Here is a 17,298-nt window from a genome sequence, read left to right on the forward strand (position 1 = left end):
GCCATGGCTATCGTCGTGTGCATGTGCTGTTGGAACGCGAGGGTTGGGGCACCAACATCAAGCGAACCTATCGCATTGACTTGGGCCTGCAGCTGCGGAACAAGACGCCGAAGCGCACCTTGCCCGGCTGCGGGATCACGGTAGCGAGGCTAACCCGAAAAGTGCGAAGCGGGGCGCGCGGCCTGCTCGGACCCCGAGGCGATCGCGGCAGGATCGGTTTTCTCCCGAAGCGCCTGCCGTAGGTCGATGGATTACCATCAGGAGCCAGCGAAAGATCGATGATGTCGTCCCCCTCTGCAAGTGCGAGGCGCGGTACGCCGGAGGCAAGATAGTTGTCAACCTCACGCCCTGCCTCCGTAAAGGTGCTCCGGCAGCCCGGCAATCGCCATGCCAGTGGTAAATATCCGGCCCGCCAGCGGGGTGGTGGCGAACTCGCCTGCCGGCCGCTTGAAGCGCGACGTGGTGACGAACAGCGTGCGCAGATCGTCACCGCCGAAAACCGGCATTGTCGGGCATTTGGCTGGCAGCGCTAGCCGCTCCACGATCCTGCCCTCGCCCGAAAGAGCGACGATCGAACCGGCGCCGTAGAGCGCCACCCACAGTCGGCCCTCGCTATCCACACTGGCGCCGTCGGGCGTGCCGTCTTCGACACCGAGGTCGGCGAACAGTTGGCGCTCCCCGCAGGTACCGGTTTCGATGTCGTAGGGATAGCGAAAAATCACCTTTCCAACCGTATCAGACTGGTAGAGCCAGCGCTCGTCCGGAGAGAAGGCAATGCCATTGGAAAGCACGACGCCCTGGGGACCTTGGCGAAGCGTGTCACGCTCGAGGCACCACAGCCCCGCGCTTGGCGCGTCGCGCAGCTCGTTGAACACGCCGATCCAGAAACGGCCGCGACTGTCGCAACGGCCGTCGTTAAAGCGATGATGGGTGGGATCGAACGGTGCGACGGCTATCTCAGTCAGCCGGCCGCTCTCGGCATCGATCCGGACGATGCGGTTGCGAACGGCGACGATCATGTCGACGCCGTTGCTGGCGAGTGCCACGCAACCGGGTTCGGCCTCAACCGGCCAGGTCAGCCTGCGTCCGGTTGCCGTATCGAGCCGATGCACGACGTGACCGGGTACGTCGATCCAGGTCAGCGATGCGGTCGGCGCGTGCCAGATCGGGCATTCGCCCAGCAGATCGGGCGTCGGAAGGAGGGATTTCATCGGGTATTCACGCCGGGATAGGCGCTGGTATTCTTGGCGGCCTGACCGGTTTGGGCCGACGCCTCGTTGCCGCGCACCATGTCCAGGCGGTTGCGCCCCGCTTCGGCGATCAGCCCCGTATCGGAACCGACGGTCACAAAGTCGAAGCCCATCTCGACCATGCGGCGCGCCTGAGGTCCATTGGCGCAATGCATGCCGACATGTCGGCCGGTCGCCCGGGCGCGGTCGACCACATGACGGAGATGAGCGAGAAACTGCGGATCGGTGCTGTCGCCATTGGCGCCCAGCCCCATCGACAGCGTCAGATCGGAAGGACCGACATAGACACCATCCAGGCCGTCCGTTGCCAGAATGGCGTCAAGGTTGGACAGACTATGCGGCGTTTCGACCTGGCCGAAGACGACGATCTCGCGGTTGGCCTCATCGGTATTGAATCCGGGCCCTTGCGACATGGCGGCCCGCGTTGGGCCGAAGCTCCGCTCGCCGATGGGCGGATATCGGCACGCCGCCACCAGCCTGCGAGCATCCTCCGGCGTATCGATCATCGGACATACGATGCCGTAAGCGCCGGCATCGAGCAGTTTCATTATCTGCGGGGGATCGAGCGAGACAGGGCGCGTCAGCGGCACGACCTGCGTGGTCGAGATCGCGGTGAGCATAGCCAGCGCGCCGGCATAGTCGATGGCGCCGTGCTGCAGATCGATGGTCAGCGAGTCGAACCCGACATGCGACATCACCTCCGCCGAATGCGACGAGGGGATGCCTAGCCAGCCATTGTTCACATGCCGGCCGCTGGCCCAGATCTCCTTGAGGCGGTTGCTGCGCATGATCAGGCCTTTAGTGAGAGTGTGGCGAGCATGAAGCCTGTAGCGCCTGCCGGCATCTCCGCCCTGAGACGCAAATAATGGCCGAAATGGCCGAGCCGGGCCATGCTCATCCCGTCGATCTCGGTGGGAATGTCGAGGCTCGTGCCCTCATTGATCCAGCGCATGCCGTCCAGCGAAATCTGCACATGGGCCTTGGCACCCGATGTCAGTGTTCCGCTTTCGAGCGTGCGCAGCACGATGATTGCTTCACGCGCCCAGCTCGCTTCGTAGGGCTCGGTGGTCGAGCCGTCCTTCCAGTCTTCTCCACGCGCGATTACCGCAGTGTAGCTCTCAGCCAGCATCACCAGTCTCCCGAAAGCAGGATTGAATCAAAATAGAGAAAGGCGCGCTTGTCCGAATCCGAATCGACGAACGGGATTACGTTGAACAGGTTGCGCAGGTTGGGCATCGCATCGAACTTGAGAGTATCGAGGTCGGACAGATCCAATACCGTGTCGTTGCACTGCAGTTCGGTGTAGCGCAGCGTCCGGACATCGAATCCCAGGCGGAAATAGTGCCAGTTCACCTTGGTCGGAATCTCGTTGTAGCATAGCAGCTGGTGACCGCCGGGGATGTCGATCCAGTTTTCCTCGCCATAGTGATAGATCGTCACCGTGCGATCGCCGACATTCTCGAAATCGACGCTGCGCGGTTTGTACTGCCACTTGTTCTGGGCTTCGCCATTGAGCGCATTCAGATATCGCACCTGCGGCAGCACGCGGTGCTTGTCGTTCTGGATGTCGAGCACCACGCCGAACGAACGAACATCGCGGTCCGATAGCTCCAGTTCGATCGCCTCCGGCTTGAAGGTGAAGAAGCATTCGAGCTGCATGGTGCAGGCCTTGGGAAAGGTCATGCGCTTCAGGCTCACGGTCTGCGCGCCCCGTCCGGGCCGGGTCGCCAGCTTCAGGGCATAGGAGCCAGTCAGCGCCCCATGCGTCCCGCCATCCCACTGGGTGAGATTGCTCAGCATGGGGGGAGTGAACTGGCGGTAGCCCGGATGCATGGTACGCAGGCTCCCGGTGTAATTGCCCAGCAGTTCGGTCCAGCCGGACATTCCCTGGCTGAAGTCGTCGTAAAACATGATGCGGGGCAAGGGATCAAAGCGACTAAGCTGAAGGTCGGGTCGCTGCGCGGTACGAGGTGTGCTCATCATTGAACGCCGGAAGGCCTCTGTGAAAAATGACGGAGGTGGTGGCTATTGGCAAAGAGATGGGTAGCCATTGTCTGCGGATGATTCCTTCTGTAAAAGTAAGTTTCTTATGTGTCAATCCAAGTGAGGGTCGGATGCAACAATCTTTAGTGTCGCATCGTGCATTGGTCACGGGCGCCGCCCGGGGGATCGGGCGCGCCATAGCCGCAGGGCTGGCGGAGAGCGGCGTGAACGTGATTTTGCACGACCGCCCGGAATCGCCGCTATTGGCCGCGGCGGAAGCCGAGATGCGCACTTTTGGCGGCGAAGTTCATACGATAGCTGCGGATCTCGAGGATCCTGCGCAGTGCGATCGGCTTGCGACTGAGGCCATGGCGCTCGCCGGCCGGATTGACATCCTGGTTCTCAATGCGTCGATGGAGGTGCGGGGCGATTGGCGCGCCACACCTCCGGTCTCCATGGACCAGCAGTTCGCTGTCAACCTTCGCTCTAGCCTGCTCCTCCTGCAGAGATTGGTGCCGCCCATGCTGGAGCGCGGCTTTGGCCGCGTACTTTCGATCGGCAGCATTCAGGAGGAGGTGCCGAACCCGGACTTCATGGTCTATGCCGCCTGCAAGGCGGCGCAGGCCAATGTCATGCGCAGCCTGGCGCGGGAGCACGGCGCGGCGGGGGTGACGTTCAATACCCTTGCTCCTGGCGCCATCGAGACCGAGCGCAACGCCGCGGCGCTCGCGGACAGTGCCCATCGCTCCCGGATCGCCGCCAAGATACCCGCCGGCCGGCTAGGCGACGTCGCCGACTGCGTCCCTGCCGCCCTGCTGCTGTGTTCGGAAGCTGCCGGCTACATCAACGGCGCCACGGTGCGGGTCGATGGCGGGTGGTCCGCGTAAGCAAGAATGTCAACATGATCTTGACACCAGTGATAATTAGTATCGTATATAAAAATTGACGGCGTGAGGACCGTCAACTCTGGAGGAAGAACCATGCTGAGAAAGTCTCTGGCAGTGGCCGCCATGATCCTCGCTGCCACGGGAGTGGTTTCGGCGCAGGAACAGCGGACCCTGACGATCATATCGCACAATGTGCACATGACCGCCGCGACCGGCGGCAATCTCGCCAATGCGCAAAATATTGCCGGCGAATGGGCCAAGCGGAACAACGTCGCGCTCAACTGGGTCACGCTCAACATCGGCCCATTGCATGACCGGTTGCTGCGCGAGATGAGCCTGAGCAAAACCGCCATCGACCTGGCCGCGGTTCTCAACACCCGCGTCGTTCCCAGCGTAGCCCGGCTGCTCGAGCCGCTCGATGCACATATGAAGGCCAATCCAATCGAGGATTTCGAGGGTCTCTCGTCGGGTCTGCTTAATGCGACCGTAGTCGATGGCCGGCGCATCGCCATCCCGTACCGTCATGCCACCAACGCGCTGCACTACAACAAAAAGCTTCTCGATGAACGCGGCATTGCCGCGCCGACCACGCTTGACGAGCTGCTCGCCGCTGCGCGTGCGGCGACCTATGTGCGCGATGACGGGGCCCGGGTGCATGGCCTGGTGCTCACGGCCGACACGCATGTGACCGCCCTGCAGTTCCTCAGTGCGTTCGGCGCCGTCTACATCGATTCCGATCTCAACGTCCATGCCAACTCGCCCGAGATGATCCGCGGCTTCACCGAGCTCGCCAATCTTTATCGGGAGGGTGTCCTCCCGCCGAACGTCACCTCCATCGGTCTGGACGAACTCATCGCCTTCATGCGTGAGGGCCGGGCGGTCTTCGCCATCAACCCGTTCTCGCGTTACACCGCGCTCAATGATCCGGCCGCGTCGCTCTATCCAGGCCACATCGAGACCATGCCGTTCCCAACCAACGAAGTCGGCAAGGCCTCGGCAAACACGGAATTTTGGTCGTGGGCCATTCCGGCCAATTCCTCGCAGAAAGAGCTTGCCTATGACCTTGTCCGGGAGCTTTCCAGCAAGGATGCTACGGTGCGGGCGACCCTCAACGGCAACGGTCCCGTGCGTCCGGCAGCCTACGACGACCCCCGCGTAATCGAGGCACTTCCCTATGCCGCCGCCGAGGCGATTGGCCTGCGCGATGCGTCGGTCGCCATCCCTGCATTCGATGGTGCGGTGGAAGCCACGACCCTTTTCGTCGAGGAGATGCAGGCGGCGTTGCTCGGTCTAAAGACGCCGGCGCAGGCCGCAGCCGATCTGCAGACCCGCACCGAAGAGCTGGTCGCCAAGTCCCGCCGATGAACTGGACCAGGACAATCCTGTCGCGCGGCGCCTGCTGCGCGACAAACTTCACCGAGACCATGGTGGACTGAAACATGAGGCGACTGAATTCGGCTGCTTTACTGATGCTGGTGCCGACCCACCTGATGCTGCTGGTGGTGATTGCCCTGCCATCAATTTATGTGTTCTGGCTGAGCCTCAATCAATCCACCTATGGCTCCGACCTCACCTTTGTCGGCTTCGACAATTATCTGACCGTTCTCTCCAGCCCCTATTTCTGGCGCTCGACGCTCAACACGCTGATCGTCGTCAATGCCATAGTCTATGTCGAACTGATCCTCGCGCTCGCCATGGCAGCGCTGTTCCTGGGTGGTGTGCGCTATCCAAGGATCATGTTTGCGATCGTGCTGATGCCCTACGCCATCTCCGAAGTTGTCGGCGTGCTGATCTGGAAGATCATGCTTAATCCCGGGAGCGGCGTGCTGGCGCGCGCGATCGAGAATCTCGGCTTCGGTATGCTCAATTGGAGCGTGTCGCCCCCCCTTGCGCTCGGCGTCGTGACGCTGATCTCGATCTGGCACCACCTGCCATTCACGTTCCTGCTCATCTATGCCGGCATGCTGGCGATCCCGAAGTCACTCTACGAAGCCTCGCGCATCGATGGCGCCACGTCCTGGCAGGAATTCTGGCGCATTACCCTTCCACTGACGATTCCGGCGATCCTAATTTCACTGATCTTCCGCTTCGTCTTTGCCTTCCGTCTCTTCTCGGAAGTCTGGCTGCTGACCGGGGGTGGACCAGCCCGTTTCACGGAAGTGGTGGCCCTCTATCTCTACCAGAGCGCTTTCAAATACGGCGAGTTCGGCACCGCCTCGGCCACCGGCTGGCTCATGGTGATCGGCTCGCTTCTGGTTGCCTCCGTCTATCTATGGGCAATGCACCGAAGGATGCTCAAGGGTAATGACTGACGCTGCCTCCATCATTGTTCCCAACTTGGCCGCGCGTCGCGTCGCGGCCGCCGTGCGGACGCTCATCCGAATGCTGCTGTTTGCGATCATCATCGTGTGGTCGGCATTCCCGATCCTCTACATAGTGATCTCCTCCTTCAAGCAGCAGAAGGAGATCTTCAAGTTTCCGCCTGACCTGATCTTCGCGCCTACCTTAGAACACTATGCGGCTCTGGCGACGAAGTGGACCGGCTTCTTTCCAACGCTCGCCAACAGCCTGATCATTGCTGTCGGCGCCACGTTACTCGCCTGCTTCGTGAGCGTCCTCTCCGGCTTCGTCTATTCGCGTTATACAGGCAAAATCCTGGCCGGCTCGGTTCTCTATCTGATTGCCATCCGACTGCTGCCGCCAATTGTGGTGACGCTGCCGCTGTTTCCCGTCGTCGACGCGCTCAAGCTCAGCGACACGCATATCGTATTGATTGTGCTCTACGCCACATTCTGGGTGTCGCTGTGCACGATGATTATGAAGACGTTCATCGACAAGATCCCGCGGACGCTCGATGAAGCCGCGGTGGTGGATGGCGCAACGACGCTGCAGACGCTGACGAGAGTCATACTGCCCCTGTCGCTCCAGGGGCTGGCCGCCTGCGCCATCTTCGTGTTCGTTTATTCGTGGAATGAATATCTCTTCGCCCTCATCTTCACCACCCAGGACGCCAAGACGGCTCCGCTCATCATCTCCGAGGTGATGGATGCCGTGAGCGGCACCAATTGGGGTGTGCTGTTTGCGGGCGTCACCGTGCAGCTTCTGCCGGTCACATTGCTCGTCATGTTTGCTCAGAGGTTCCTGATCGCCGGCCTCACTGCCGGCTCGGTCAAAGGCTGATTTTGGAAAGGATGTCCCACTGATGGTTGCCGTCACTGTTGATCGCTTCGTAAAGCGCTATGGCAGCGTCGAGGTTGTGCATGACATCAGCTTCGATATCGCGGAGGGGGAGTTCCTCGTTCTCGTCGGTCCGTCCGGCTGTGGAAAGAGCACCATCCTGCGCATGGTTGCGGGGCTCGAGGATATCTCGGGCGGTGAACTGCGTGTACACGGCACCCGCGTCAACGAACTCACGCCCAAGGAACGCCAGGTCGCCATGGTGTTCCAGGACTATGCGCTCTATCCCCATATGAGCGTCGAGCAAAATATCGGCTTCTCGCTGGAGCTCGCCCGTGTTCCCAAGCCAGAGCGGCAGGAACAGGTGAAGCGCGTTGCCGATATCCTCCAGATCGGCCATCTGCTGCATCGCCGGCCGCGCGAACTTTCTGGTGGCCAGCGCCAGCGCGTCGCCATTGGTCGCGCCATGGTGCGCAAGCCGCAACTCTTCCTGTTCGACGAGCCTCTCTCCAATCTCGATGCCAAGCTGCGCGCCGAGATGCGCGTCCAGCTCAAGCGCCTGCACCGGACGCTCAAGACCACGAGCATGTATGTCACGCACGACCAGCTTGAAGCGATGACGCTGGCCGACCGCATCATCTGCCTGCTCGACGGCCATATCGCGCAGATGGGGACGCCGCGCGAGCTGTTCGATCGACCTGCCAACGTCTTCGTCGCCGAGTTCATCGGATCGCCGACCATGAACATCCTCTCGACAACCGCCAGCACCGTCGGGCACGCTCCGGTATTCGTTCTCGAGGGCGGCGGGCGCATCACACTTCCCAAGGGAGCAGCGCTGTCTCACGTATCAAACGGCGATGTGGTGCTTGCCGGCATGCGCCCCGAACATCTCAGCGACACACCCTCGGCGTCCGCCACCGCGCGTATCGAAGGGATCATCGACATGCTCGAACCGCTGGGCAGCGACATTCTCGTGACGATGAAGGCCGGACATGCAAGCCTGACGGCGCGCTGTATCGACAGGGACCAGTTTCGGGTCGGCGAGGCACTAACGCTCCATCTCGATCCCGACCGCCTGCATCTGTTCGACGCCAAGACGCAGATGCGCCTCGAGTGAGCACCGCTGCCGATCTTCTCGCCCGGTTGGAAGGCGCCGTGGCGGCCGGCGAGATCGGTACCGCGAGGTCGATTTGCCTATATGTCGGGGCTTCCGCCGACGACCTGCCCGATGCCGAGATGCTGCTTGGTCTGCGCGATGCCGTCTTCTCGTGCAGGCGCGCTCCTGTGGCAGTCAGTCGGTGCGCTTCTCTATGGGTGTGGGCGTTCAGTGGGCTGTACTCCACTGCGAAATCCGCCCCTGCCGCTCGGCTAAAGAACGGCGTGCGGCGAATGTGCCGGGCCGCTGGCTTCAGTCGCCGGATGGCTCGCGATAGCCGAGTTCCCGCGACAGCCGTCTTGCGGCTAGTTCCAGTCGAGCGCCGGCTTCAGAGGGTGTCACCACGACCCGCTTGTGCTGCAGGAAGGGCACGGTGATAGCGGCGACCGTCGTGCCGAGGTGATTATAGATCGGGCGGCTGATGGTTCGAAGACCGGACACGAAATAGCTCTCCCGCTCCTCCTTGCCGGAATTGCCAATCTCGGCCACCCGCTCACGAAACTGCTGCATCGTTTCTGGTGCGACCATGCGTGTTACCGACCTGAACAGCGCCTCACGCTTGGCTTCGGGGAGTTGCGCCAGGAGCAGATTGCCCGAGCTTGCCTCCCAAACCGGCAAGCGCGCTCCGAGCATTACGGAATATTGGCGCGGCAGGGGCGAGTCGACCTGCGCGATGATCAGGATGTCGAGCCCGTCGAGCACCGCCAGATGACATGACTGCTCGATTTCAATCGCCAGTTCTTCCATGATTGGCAGCGCCAGTGCCGAGAGCGAATGGATGCGCGGCATCGCATGGGCGAGCCGAAACAGCTTCATCGTTACCGCATAGCGATCACCGTCGGCATTGCGTTCGAGATACCCGCGAGCCTCCAGCAATTGTACCGTGCGATAGATTTCACTGATCGTGCGATTCAGCCGTTCAGCAAGCGTGGCCATCGGAAGGCCGGAGGCTTCCGTCGAGAGCAGCTCAAGGATGTCCAATGCCTTGTCGACAGCCGGGACGCGGTAACGCGTCTGCCGTTCCGCAACCTCGTCAAGCTCCGGCACCTCTGTCTCAGGGGCTCGCGCCATCCAAATCTCCTTTTGCTAGTTTGCATGTAGCGTTTCCAGAGGTTGCATGCCAGAGGTTCGCCAGCTCCATCGTTGTTTTCTACAAGAAAGCTAGTTGCCCCCGCGCTCAGGTCTGGACGGTGAAATACGCTCTGACGGACATCGTCGATGTGCTCTCAAGGATATTCGAATGCCATCCAGCACGCGCGACTTTGCGCCGATTGGCTCGCCGGCGCCGCGGCATTGGGCGTGCCTTGGCGCGCCGCTGTCGCAGGTCGGCGGTGACAATGGCGTGGGCTGGTCGTGAAGACTGTCGCGATCGACGTTGAGGCCATCTGCCAAGCGGACCGGCACGCCGTCGATCGTTGTTCGCGTTCGAGATGGTTGGTTCATATAAGAAAGTAAATTTCGTATAAGATCGCATGTGCGGTGCGTTGGCCGCACTCTTTGCGAGCGCCTGGCATAGGCAAGAGCAGTTTGATTGCTCAACTGATCAAGCCGAATGTCGATGCAATCCATTCATGAGCGCCTGCTACGTGAACTGGCGCTGGGCGCGACCTTGATCGATTTCACTTCCAGGTTCACTCCGCTGTTGCTCGAGGAGTTCGAGCCAACGGGCGCTCTCTGCATTCGCGGTGTTACGAGCAGAACCACCGCTATCGGCCTAAATTGGTCATTTCATCTAAAACGACCAATGTCCACTACGGGAAATTTGGGGTGGAAGGCTTTTGTAACAACAGGGTCGTTGGTTCTGATCCCTTTCAAGACCTCCATCCTGCGGCCTCAAGGTTCTACCCGGCGCGCTTCTGCAGCGCTTCCAGATGGTCGCGGCAAACCTGATTTACGATTTCAAGTAGGATCGCGGTCCGCTCTCCCAGCCAGGCAAGCGCCTCCGCGCTGATCTCGTAATGTTTGGAATAGCGGGCCTTCACATAGGCTTCGTTGAGCGTGTTGAACCAGGCCCGTTCGCGATGCTGATCGCGAGGGAAGGCCTCGGCCAGCCGGCGATCCTGCTCCTCGGCGAGCGAGCGCAGGAACTTGATGTTGTGGGAAGGCGGCCCGTAGTTCGTGAGCGTCAGGAGCACGCAGGAATAGGCTTGCTCAAGCGATTGATGGAGCTCAAAGGCCCCGACGCGAAACTCCTCCTCGCCTAAATAAAAGCGGAAGCCTTTAAGAAAGGTCGTTGCCAGCGCATACCTGTCAGCAAAGTGTCCCTGTGCCAACCGTAGTCGATCCGCCGGCGAGAGCGGCTTTGGCTCGGCCAGCGGCTCATCATCCAGTTCGTAGAGGACGATGCCTCGTGCGCCGGGTGCAAATAGCGGGCTAAATACCAAGAATGAACGAGATCAAGGGCAAGCTCGTCGCCGCGAAGGAGGAGGGCTGCAACGATGCCAAGCTACATTTCCGCGGCGTCGAACTGCTCACGTGAGCGCTCAATCGCTTGCCAGTTTTCTCGGATCCACGACGTGAACCCTTCGAGCGCCGGCAGCATCGTCTTTCCGATCGGCGTGAGCTCATACTCCACCCGCGGCGGCACCTCGGGGTAGTAGTGCCGCTTCACCAGCCCATCGCGTTCAAGGTTTCGCAGGGTGAGCGTTAGCATGCGCTGTGAGATCTTTGGAATTCCGTTCTTGATCTCGGAGAACCGCAGTGGAGATTCTGGAGCGAGTGCCAGGATCGACATCACGAGGATCGTCCATTTGTCACCCATCCGGGCAAGGACGCTATGAGGCGCGCACGGGGTGAGCACCGGACCTTTCAGCCCGTCGCGGTAGGGCCTCCCGTGGATCGTCTTCAAGAGTTACCTCCGTGTGACCGGCGCACGAAACAGTGCCGTCTTGTGAGGGAGATATAGCAATGCCATCCTCTGCCAATCAACGGTTACCAAAAGGAACTTTTAGATGGGCGAAGGAAGATCGGCACTGGTGCTGGGAGCCACCGGTCAACAAGGCGGCGCGGTGGCAAGGGCTCTGGACGCGAGGGGCTGGGTCGTCAGGGCGCTTGTGCGGGATCCTCAAGGCCGCAAGGCGGAGGCGCTCGCGGCAGAGGGCATCGAGCTGCGTCATGGCGACCTCGCGGATCCGAACTCCATCCGGGCAGCCATGTCCGGCGTCGAGGCAGTGTTCAGCGTTCAGCCCAGTTCCGGCCAAGGTGCAGCCCATGGCGTGTCGGACGAACAGGAGGTCGTTTGGGGAAAGACGGTTGCCGATCTCGCCAAAGCGTCGGGCGTCGGTCATCTCGTCTATTCCTCAGTCGGTGCCGCGGGTAAGGGCGTCACTGGCATGGGCCACTTCGACAGCAAGACGGAGATCGAAGATCATATCCGTCGTCTGGACCTCCAATACACGATCGTCCGCCCCAGTTCCTTCATGGAAATGCTGATGCTGCCCGGCATGGGTTTGGATCAGGGCGAATTCAACTTCCTCATGCGACCGGATCAGGCCATGCAGGTCATCGCGGTGGATGATATTGGGAAGATCGTTGCCGCCATTCTGAACATTCCTGAGCTTTATGCCGGGCGAACCCTGGAGATCGCCGGCGACGAAGTCACGGGCCTCGACCTGCAGGATGCGCTGAGCCGTGCCGCACGACAGCCGATCACTTATAAACGCTTCCCGGACAGCCTTCTTGCGGAAAACCGTTTCCTCGGGCGTCTGGCTGAACTGGTGGACGATGGCCGCTGCGCCGGGTCCGCCGACATCAATGCACTCCGCCAGGAGTTCGGCGATCTGATGACCCTGGAGGCATGGCTTGCCGGCCCGGGAAAACCGCTTCTGCAAAACGCCCTTCTGGCCCCCTGGCGGCTGTGGCGCTTCGCTGACCTGAGGCGTTAAGGCTAACACGCAAGCCACATACGCCGATCTACTGCGATAGCCGGGCCCAACAGTTTTGCCACGGCCGGGGTCCCGGTGGGGAGTGCGCAGCCGCTCCTAGCCGACTTGATACTGCATGCTGCAAACGGCCTGCTTCACCAGGCCTGTTGACCGACGGGAGAATGCCGAGGATCTGGCAAAAGAACTGGCGGCTCAGGGAGCGACCAAGTTTTCGGGCCCATCTCCCATCGCGTCGGCAAACTTTCGCATCAGCCGCACAAGTTCGTCGATCTCGTCTGGATCCCAGCTTGCAAAGACGGCAAGGGCCATCCTTTCGCGTGCCGCATCAATCTTGTCGGTCATCGCCTTGCCTTTCGCTGTGACCACCGCCTCATTTACACGACGGTCGCTCGCATTTTGCCTGCGTTCGGCAAGGCCAAGGCTTTCCAGCTTCGCCACCTGGCGACTGACGGTGGTGTAGTCCCGCCCGACCCGCTCGGCAAGATCGACGATGCCGATCGGCCCGCGCCGCTCGATCCCAACCAGTAATGGGAACAGGGCACGATCGAGCGCAATATCGGCCTCACGCACGAGCGCCTCATCACGCTGCGGCTGGTTCATAAGGCCGACGATATCGATCAGCGATCCATGCAGTTCGCGAATTTTCGCGCTGATGTGTGTATTTTGCACATTTCCTGTTGACGGCATATCGTCTCTCCTATTATATGCATAATACACACATGGAGACCGATATGACAAACAATTTTGCCGCAGATGTGCTCATCTGCGGCGCGGGAGCGGCTGGCCTGACATTGGCAATCGACCTGGCGCGACGGAACGTAGCTTTCCGGCTGATCGAGAAGATGGTGGGCCCCTTCCACGGCTCGCGTGGAAAGGGCATCCAGCCGCGGACGCAGGAGGTCTTCGAGGATCTCGGCATTCTCGACACGGTGGTCGCCGCCGGCGGTGTCTACCCGCTCATTCGCGAATATCGTGAGGACGGGAGCTTCGTCGAGAAGGATTTCGGCGAGAGGCCGGAACCCACGCCGGCGGAGCCCTATCAGATTCCGCTGATGATCCCGCAGTTCCTGACGGAGCGCATCATGCGCGAGAGGCTGGTCGAATTGGGCGGCCAAGTCGAGTTCGGCAGCGCGTTGGTCGGCTTCGAACAGGACAAGGACGGCGTCACGGCACGACTATCCGGGCCGGATGGAGAAGAGACAGTACGCGTGCGCTATCTCGTCGGGGCGGATGGCGGACGCAGCTTCGTGCGCGGCGCGCTCGGGGTGGGCTTCCCGGGCAAGACCCTGGGTGTGCGTGCCATGGTCGCCGATGTCGCGTTGACCGGACTCGACCGGGGCTGGTGGCATCAGTTCAACGACGGCGACATGCAGTGGATGATCTCGATCTGCCCACTGGCAGGAACCGACCTGTTTCAGCTTCAAGGCCCGGTACCGCTGGAGGGCGAGGTCAATCTTTCTGCCGGGGGACTTGAACGGATGATTGGCGAACGGACGGGCCGTCGCGATATCCGGGTGCACTCGGTGAACTGGGCTTCAGCCTATCTCATGAACGCTCGGTTGGCCGCTCGCTACCGTGTCGGCCGGGTCTTCCTCGTCGGCGACGCGGCGCACATTCATCCGCCGACCGGCGGCCAGGGACTGAACACCAGTGTACAGGACGCCTATAATATTGGTTGGAAGCTGGCGTCTGTCTTGGATGGCGCTCGGGAAGACCTTCTCGACAGCTACGAGATCGAGCGCCGCCCGGTGGCCGAGGCCATGCTCGGCCTCTCGACCCGGCTGCTCGGCGCCGGCAAGCAGGGCGAGATAACGCGTGGGCGCGAGGTGCGGCAGCTCGATATCGGCTATCCGGCGTCGCCGCTTTCGGTGGAATGCGGTCCCAAGAGGAACGGGCTCCGGGCCGGAGATCGTGCCCCGGACGCGCCGATCAAGGGTGCTGCGGGCCAGCCCTCACGGCTGTTCCAGTTGTTCAGGGGAACGCACTGGATACTGCTCGTTGACGGACAAGGGGCCGCCGCGCCACGAGCCGGCCTGCACATCCATCGTCTAGGCGACAAGGGCGACATCGTCGACGCATTCGGGCACATCCGCGAAACTTACGGATTGGCGCCGAACGAATGCGCGCTGGTCCGGCCTGACGGATATGTCGCCGCGATCCTGCCCCTCGACGCAGAGGGGGCCGCACGCCTTGAAGACTATCTGAACCGGATCGGTGCTCACGGCACTGGCTTGGCGACGGACAGGGAAGGGGCATGACATGGCCACTCAATCCCAATCCGAGAGCGCCGCGGTGACAAGGAAACTTGACTGGCGACATATCCTGCCTGTGTTCGTGCTCGTTTGCACCTATGCGGCGGGCTCGGCCGCGGTCCTACCGGTTCTGCCCTTCCACATCCGCTCGATGGGAGGATCCCCCCTTGTCCTTGGCATCGTCATCGCGGCGGAAGCCGTCGGTCAGGTTGCTTCGGCCCCCACGCTTGGCCAGCTTTCGGACCGCTTCGGTCGCAAGCGTATTCTCATGGCGAGCCAGATCATTGCGGCGGCGAGCCTCCTGCTGCTCGCTTTTGCCCCCAGCGTCGCTTTCATCCTGCTCGCCCGCGCGTTGTTCGGCCTGACGGCAGGTAACATCTCGGTCACCGCAGCCTATGTCGCCGATCATACGGACGCTGGGAGCCGGAGGCAGGCCATGGGTATTGTGATGGGGGGCGCCGGTGTGGGTGGGATCATCGGCGCAGGGCTTTCTGGCCTTCTGTCCGGCACATCATTGACCGCACCGATCCTTGCCGCATTCGGGTTGGTGCTCCTGTCGATCATCGTGACGGTTTTCCGGCTGGACGATAGGGAGGCGGCACCGTGCCATGACGACCAGCCCTTGGGCGAGAAGACCTCGTTCCGAACGATTCTGGCGTCTCCCATGATCCGGATTCTCATCGGGGTGATCCTCTGCCACTTCCTCGCTTATGGCATGTATATCTCACAGATGCCGGTCTTCCTTGGCGATACGTTCATCTGGAACGGCCATGCGTTCGGAGCGAAGGAGCTGAGTTATCTCGTCATGGTCGATGGTGGGATCAATGTCTTTGCGCAGATCTTTCTGCTTGGCTGGCTGGGCAAATACCTGACAGAGCGCAGCCTGATCCTTCTGATCTTCGCACTCATCTCCGCAGGCTTCCTGATGGCAGGCCTTGCCACGACCATCCCTGTTCTTCTCCTTGCCGTTTTGTGTGTCAGCACCGGCGATGCTTTGGCGAAGCCCACCTATATGGCAGCACTGTCAACTCACGTGCCCTTGCAGCGACAGGGGGTCGTCCTCGGTGCAGCACAGTCTCTCGTCGCTGTAGCCGATATCGCCTCGCCAGTCCTGGGAGGCTTCATCCTGGGCTACGCATTGTACGGCGTCTGGATCGGCTTCGCCGTGGCCATGGCCATCACAGGAGCAGTTCTAGCGGCGACGCGACTTCCGCGCCAGCGCGCCAGCGAGGCGTAAGAGGGACGCCCTCACGTGATCAAAGCCAAACCAAGGCAAGACGAACCTCGGCCACCAAGCCGTCCTCCTCCGCTAAGGGTCTGTTTGATGAGATGCATGATCCGGGCGTGGCTTGGCCGCGAGCCAACAATAGTGTCGGCGTGGATGAGCTTCATGAGCCTTTGCGTCGTCGCATCGCTCATTTTGAGCGGGTGCGCGGCACCTGCCCGCCAAGCCTACAACGCATCCGAAGCCGAGCGGGCGCAGATTGTCGGATTTGAGAATATCAGGGTTCACGCCGATGACCCGCGACCTCCCAAATCAGTCTATGATCCCTGGAGGCCAGTCACCAGCAAGGCTAGGCCTGCCATGCTGGCCATGTCGGGTGGCGGCGCGGGTGGGGCCTTCTCTGTCGGCATTCTTTCTGCCTGGAGCGAACTTGGAACCCGGCCAAACTTTGATGTCGTAACCGGCGTCAGCACCGGGGCCCTGATAGCGCCTCTTGCATTCCTCGGCCCTGAATATGACCAGCGGCTACGACGACTTTATCTTTCCGATCAAGCTCGTGATCTCGTAGACATCAACTGGAGAGGGTTCGGAATTCTTTCCCCCAGTCTCCTTCGGGGAGATGCCCTGCGTCGCGTGGTGGGAGAGAACATCACGGAAGAGATCCTGCACCGCATTGCCCGTGAACATCGTGCCGGACGCAGGCTTCTTGTCATGACGACAAATCTCGACACCCAACGCGCGGTTATCTGGAACATAGGCGCGATCGCAGCCAGCGGCAGGGCGGATGCTTTGGACCTGGTTCGTCAGGTACTGATAGCGTCCGCGAGTGTCCCCGGTGTCTTGCCGCCCGTCTCCGTAAAGGCCGTGGTGGATGGAAAGCAGATCGAGGAGCTGCACTCCGACGGCGGTAGCTCCGCGCAGTTCTTTACTCTGCCGGAGCAACTGATCGTTGCGCCAAGCCACGCCGGCAAGGTGATCCTGCATATCTATGTCATCATAAACAACGCCCTCATCCCCGAGTTTGCAATGTCGCCTGAACGGGCGCTCCCCATTATGGGGCGGGCCTATGCCATACTTCTGAAAACCCATACCAAGCAGGGGCTGATTGCGCTCTATAACTTCACACAGCGCACAGGCGTGGACCTCGATATTGCTTCCATCGATGCCCAGGTACCCTATTCCATGACCGATCCTCTCAATCATCAGTATATGACTTCAGTCTATCGTATCGGCTATCAGAAGACACTCGACAAACGCCTCTGGACGAAGCGCCCCGTATTCACGAATCCAGGCGGAAACCGTGAGGAAACGTTGGATGAGTTCGATGACGCTCGCATCGTTCAGAGTGGTAAAGATTTGCGATAGTTAAAGTCGCTTCCCGCAATCTCGCCGTCTCCGCTTCAATGGCGGCGCAGTCGCGATCCTTGAGCAATACAGTCTGGACAAGCGAGCGTGAAAGCTTGGCAAGTGCTACAGGATCAACA

16 protein-coding genes and 2 pseudogenes are annotated in these 17,298 nt (G+C 61.0%); 10 read left to right on the plus strand and 8 right to left on the minus strand.

All coding sequences use genetic code 11. The annotated features are described in order from the left end of the window. Positions 1–116, plus strand: a pseudogene (locus ACMGE0_RS30330) (IS3 family transposase); the annotation flags it as partial. A 225-nt stretch (positions 117–341) separates the two neighbouring features. Here ACMGE0_RS30330 and ACMGE0_RS30335 read toward each other — a convergent pair. From ACMGE0_RS30335 to ACMGE0_RS30350, 4 genes are read right to left on the minus strand one after another with little or no spacing between them, the layout of a single operon-like run. Then, a complete protein-coding gene (locus tag ACMGE0_RS30335) occupies positions 342–1,211 on the minus strand; it encodes an SMP-30/gluconolactonase/LRE family protein (protein WP_436819605.1) in 870 nt (289 codons plus the stop codon). Continuing rightward, the gene (locus ACMGE0_RS30340) at positions 1,208–2,038 is read right to left on the minus strand and encodes an HpcH/HpaI aldolase family protein (protein WP_436819606.1); all 831 of its coding nucleotides are present in this window, start codon (positions 2,036–2,038) and stop codon (positions 1,208–1,210) included. Before ACMGE0_RS30340 ends, ACMGE0_RS30335 begins: the two co-directional genes overlap by 4 nt. 2 nt (positions 2,039–2,040) lie before the next feature. Further along, the gene (locus ACMGE0_RS30345) at positions 2,041–2,379 is read right to left on the minus strand and encodes a hypothetical protein (RefSeq protein WP_436819607.1); all 339 of its coding nucleotides are present in this window, start codon (positions 2,377–2,379) and stop codon (positions 2,041–2,043) included. Beyond that, on the minus strand, positions 2,379–3,230 hold the full coding sequence (locus ACMGE0_RS30350) for a DUF6772 family protein (protein WP_436819608.1): 852 nt from the start codon (positions 3,228–3,230) through the stop codon (positions 2,379–2,381). The genes ACMGE0_RS30345 and ACMGE0_RS30350 overlap by 1 nt, the downstream gene beginning before the upstream one ends. Before the next feature lie 134 nt (positions 3,231–3,364). Here ACMGE0_RS30350 and ACMGE0_RS30355 point away from each other — a divergent pair, with 134 nt between their 5' ends. The 5 genes from ACMGE0_RS30355 to ACMGE0_RS30375 all read left to right on the plus strand — a co-directional run bounded on the left by ACMGE0_RS30355 (position 3,365) and on the right by ACMGE0_RS30375 (position 8,414). Then, a complete protein-coding gene (locus tag ACMGE0_RS30355; RefSeq protein WP_436819609.1) occupies positions 3,365–4,120 on the plus strand; it encodes an SDR family NAD(P)-dependent oxidoreductase in 756 nt (251 codons plus the stop codon). Between the two features lie 123 nt (positions 4,121–4,243). Beyond that, positions 4,244–5,485, plus strand: coding sequence for an ABC transporter substrate-binding protein (locus tag ACMGE0_RS30360; protein ID WP_436819656.1), 1,242 nt, complete (start codon positions 4,244–4,246; stop codon positions 5,483–5,485). Positions 5,486–5,559: 74 nt separating this feature from the next. Then, positions 5,560–6,432, plus strand: coding sequence for a carbohydrate ABC transporter permease (locus ACMGE0_RS30365; RefSeq protein WP_436819610.1), 873 nt, complete (start codon positions 5,560–5,562; stop codon positions 6,430–6,432). Beyond that, positions 6,425–7,300 (plus strand): carbohydrate ABC transporter permease, encoded by an 876-nt coding sequence (locus tag ACMGE0_RS30370; protein WP_436819611.1) that lies wholly within the window; start codon positions 6,425–6,427, stop codon positions 7,298–7,300. The genes ACMGE0_RS30365 and ACMGE0_RS30370 overlap by 8 nt, the downstream gene beginning before the upstream one ends. Before the next feature lie 22 nt (positions 7,301–7,322). Then, a complete protein-coding gene (locus ACMGE0_RS30375; protein ID WP_436819612.1) occupies positions 7,323–8,414 on the plus strand; it encodes an ABC transporter ATP-binding protein in 1,092 nt (363 codons plus the stop codon). Between the two features lie 291 nt (positions 8,415–8,705). Here ACMGE0_RS30375 and ACMGE0_RS30380 read toward each other — a convergent pair whose 3' ends face one another. From ACMGE0_RS30380 to ACMGE0_RS30390, 3 genes and pseudogenes are all read right to left on the minus strand, one after another. Then, the gene (locus tag ACMGE0_RS30380; RefSeq protein WP_436819613.1) at positions 8,706–9,524 is read right to left on the minus strand and encodes an IclR family transcriptional regulator; all 819 of its coding nucleotides are present in this window, start codon (positions 9,522–9,524) and stop codon (positions 8,706–8,708) included. A gap of 770 nt (positions 9,525–10,294) precedes the next feature. Beyond that, a pseudogene (locus tag ACMGE0_RS30385) lies at positions 10,295–10,801 on the minus strand (HEPN domain-containing protein); the annotation flags it as partial. A 98-nt stretch (positions 10,802–10,899) separates the two neighbouring features. Next, positions 10,900–11,301 carry a winged helix-turn-helix transcriptional regulator gene (locus tag ACMGE0_RS30390; protein ID WP_436819614.1) on the minus strand — a complete coding sequence of 134 codons (402 nt, stop codon included), beginning with the start codon at positions 11,299–11,301 and terminating at the stop codon, positions 10,900–10,902. A 103-nt stretch (positions 11,302–11,404) separates the two neighbouring features. On the opposite strand from ACMGE0_RS30390, the gene ACMGE0_RS30395 reads away from it, so the two are divergent. Beyond that, positions 11,405–12,337: an NmrA/HSCARG family protein gene (locus ACMGE0_RS30395; RefSeq protein WP_436819615.1), complete on the plus strand. Its 933-nt coding sequence runs from the start codon at positions 11,405–11,407 to the stop codon at positions 12,335–12,337. Between the two features lie 192 nt (positions 12,338–12,529). On the opposite strand, the gene ACMGE0_RS30400 is transcribed toward ACMGE0_RS30395, so the two are convergent. Further along, entirely contained in the window at positions 12,530–13,024 is a 495-nt protein-coding gene (locus ACMGE0_RS30400; RefSeq protein ID WP_436819616.1) for a MarR family winged helix-turn-helix transcriptional regulator, read from the minus strand. Between the two features lie 44 nt (positions 13,025–13,068). On the opposite strand from ACMGE0_RS30400, the gene ACMGE0_RS30405 reads away from it, so the two are divergent. The 3 genes from ACMGE0_RS30405 to ACMGE0_RS30415 all read left to right on the plus strand — a co-directional run bounded on the left by ACMGE0_RS30405 (position 13,069) and on the right by ACMGE0_RS30415 (position 17,179). Then, the gene (locus ACMGE0_RS30405; RefSeq protein WP_436819617.1) at positions 13,069–14,595 is read left to right on the plus strand and encodes an FAD-dependent oxidoreductase; all 1,527 of its coding nucleotides are present in this window, start codon (positions 13,069–13,071) and stop codon (positions 14,593–14,595) included. Then, complete coding sequence (locus ACMGE0_RS30410) at positions 14,552–15,826, plus strand: MFS transporter (protein ID WP_436819618.1); 1,275 nt, start codon at positions 14,552–14,554, stop codon at positions 15,824–15,826. The genes ACMGE0_RS30405 and ACMGE0_RS30410 overlap by 44 nt, the downstream gene beginning before the upstream one ends. Positions 15,827–15,979: 153 nt before the next feature. Further along, positions 15,980–17,179: a patatin-like phospholipase family protein gene (locus ACMGE0_RS30415; RefSeq protein WP_436819619.1), complete on the plus strand. Its 1,200-nt coding sequence runs from the start codon at positions 15,980–15,982 to the stop codon at positions 17,177–17,179. The last annotated feature ends 119 nt before the right edge of the window (positions 17,180–17,298 follow it).

This window comes from Neorhizobium descurainiae, assembly GCF_051400715.1.
In the GTDB taxonomy this organism is placed as follows: domain Bacteria; phylum Pseudomonadota; class Alphaproteobacteria; order Rhizobiales; family Rhizobiaceae; genus Neorhizobium.

Excerpts from the sequence above, each read along its gene's own strand:
- ACMGE0_RS30335 (WP_436819605.1), bottom strand. The coding sequence starts at position 1,211 with ATGAAATCCCTCCTTCCGACGCCCGATCTGCTGGGCGAATGCCCGATC.
- ACMGE0_RS30380 (WP_436819613.1), bottom strand. The coding sequence starts at position 9,524 with ATGGCGCGAGCCCCTGAGACAGAGGTGCCGGAGCTTGACGAGGTTGCG.
- ACMGE0_RS30355 (WP_436819609.1), top strand. The coding sequence starts at position 3,365 with ATGCAACAATCTTTAGTGTCGCATCGTGCATTGGTCACGGGCGCCGCC.
- ACMGE0_RS30405 (WP_436819617.1), top strand. The coding sequence starts at position 13,069 with ATGACAAACAATTTTGCCGCAGATGTGCTCATCTGCGGCGCGGGAGCG.
- ACMGE0_RS30350 (WP_436819608.1), bottom strand. The coding sequence starts at position 3,230 with ATGAGCACACCTCGTACCGCGCAGCGACCCGACCTTCAGCTTAGTCGC.
- ACMGE0_RS30365 (WP_436819610.1), top strand. The coding sequence starts at position 5,560 with ATGAGGCGACTGAATTCGGCTGCTTTACTGATGCTGGTGCCGACCCAC.
- ACMGE0_RS30400 (WP_436819616.1), bottom strand. The coding sequence starts at position 13,024 with ATGCCGTCAACAGGAAATGTGCAAAATACACACATCAGCGCGAAAATT.
- ACMGE0_RS30415 (WP_436819619.1), top strand. The coding sequence starts at position 15,980 with ATGAGCCTTTGCGTCGTCGCATCGCTCATTTTGAGCGGGTGCGCGGCA.
- ACMGE0_RS30395 (WP_436819615.1), top strand. The coding sequence starts at position 11,405 with ATGGGCGAAGGAAGATCGGCACTGGTGCTGGGAGCCACCGGTCAACAA.
- ACMGE0_RS30370 (WP_436819611.1), top strand. The coding sequence starts at position 6,425 with ATGACTGACGCTGCCTCCATCATTGTTCCCAACTTGGCCGCGCGTCGC.
- ACMGE0_RS30340 (WP_436819606.1), bottom strand. The coding sequence starts at position 2,038 with ATGCGCAGCAACCGCCTCAAGGAGATCTGGGCCAGCGGCCGGCATGTG.
- ACMGE0_RS30360 (WP_436819656.1), top strand. The coding sequence starts at position 4,244 with ATGATCCTCGCTGCCACGGGAGTGGTTTCGGCGCAGGAACAGCGGACC.
- ACMGE0_RS30375 (WP_436819612.1), top strand. The coding sequence starts at position 7,323 with ATGGTTGCCGTCACTGTTGATCGCTTCGTAAAGCGCTATGGCAGCGTC.
- ACMGE0_RS30345 (WP_436819607.1), bottom strand. The coding sequence starts at position 2,379 with ATGCTGGCTGAGAGCTACACTGCGGTAATCGCGCGTGGAGAAGACTGG.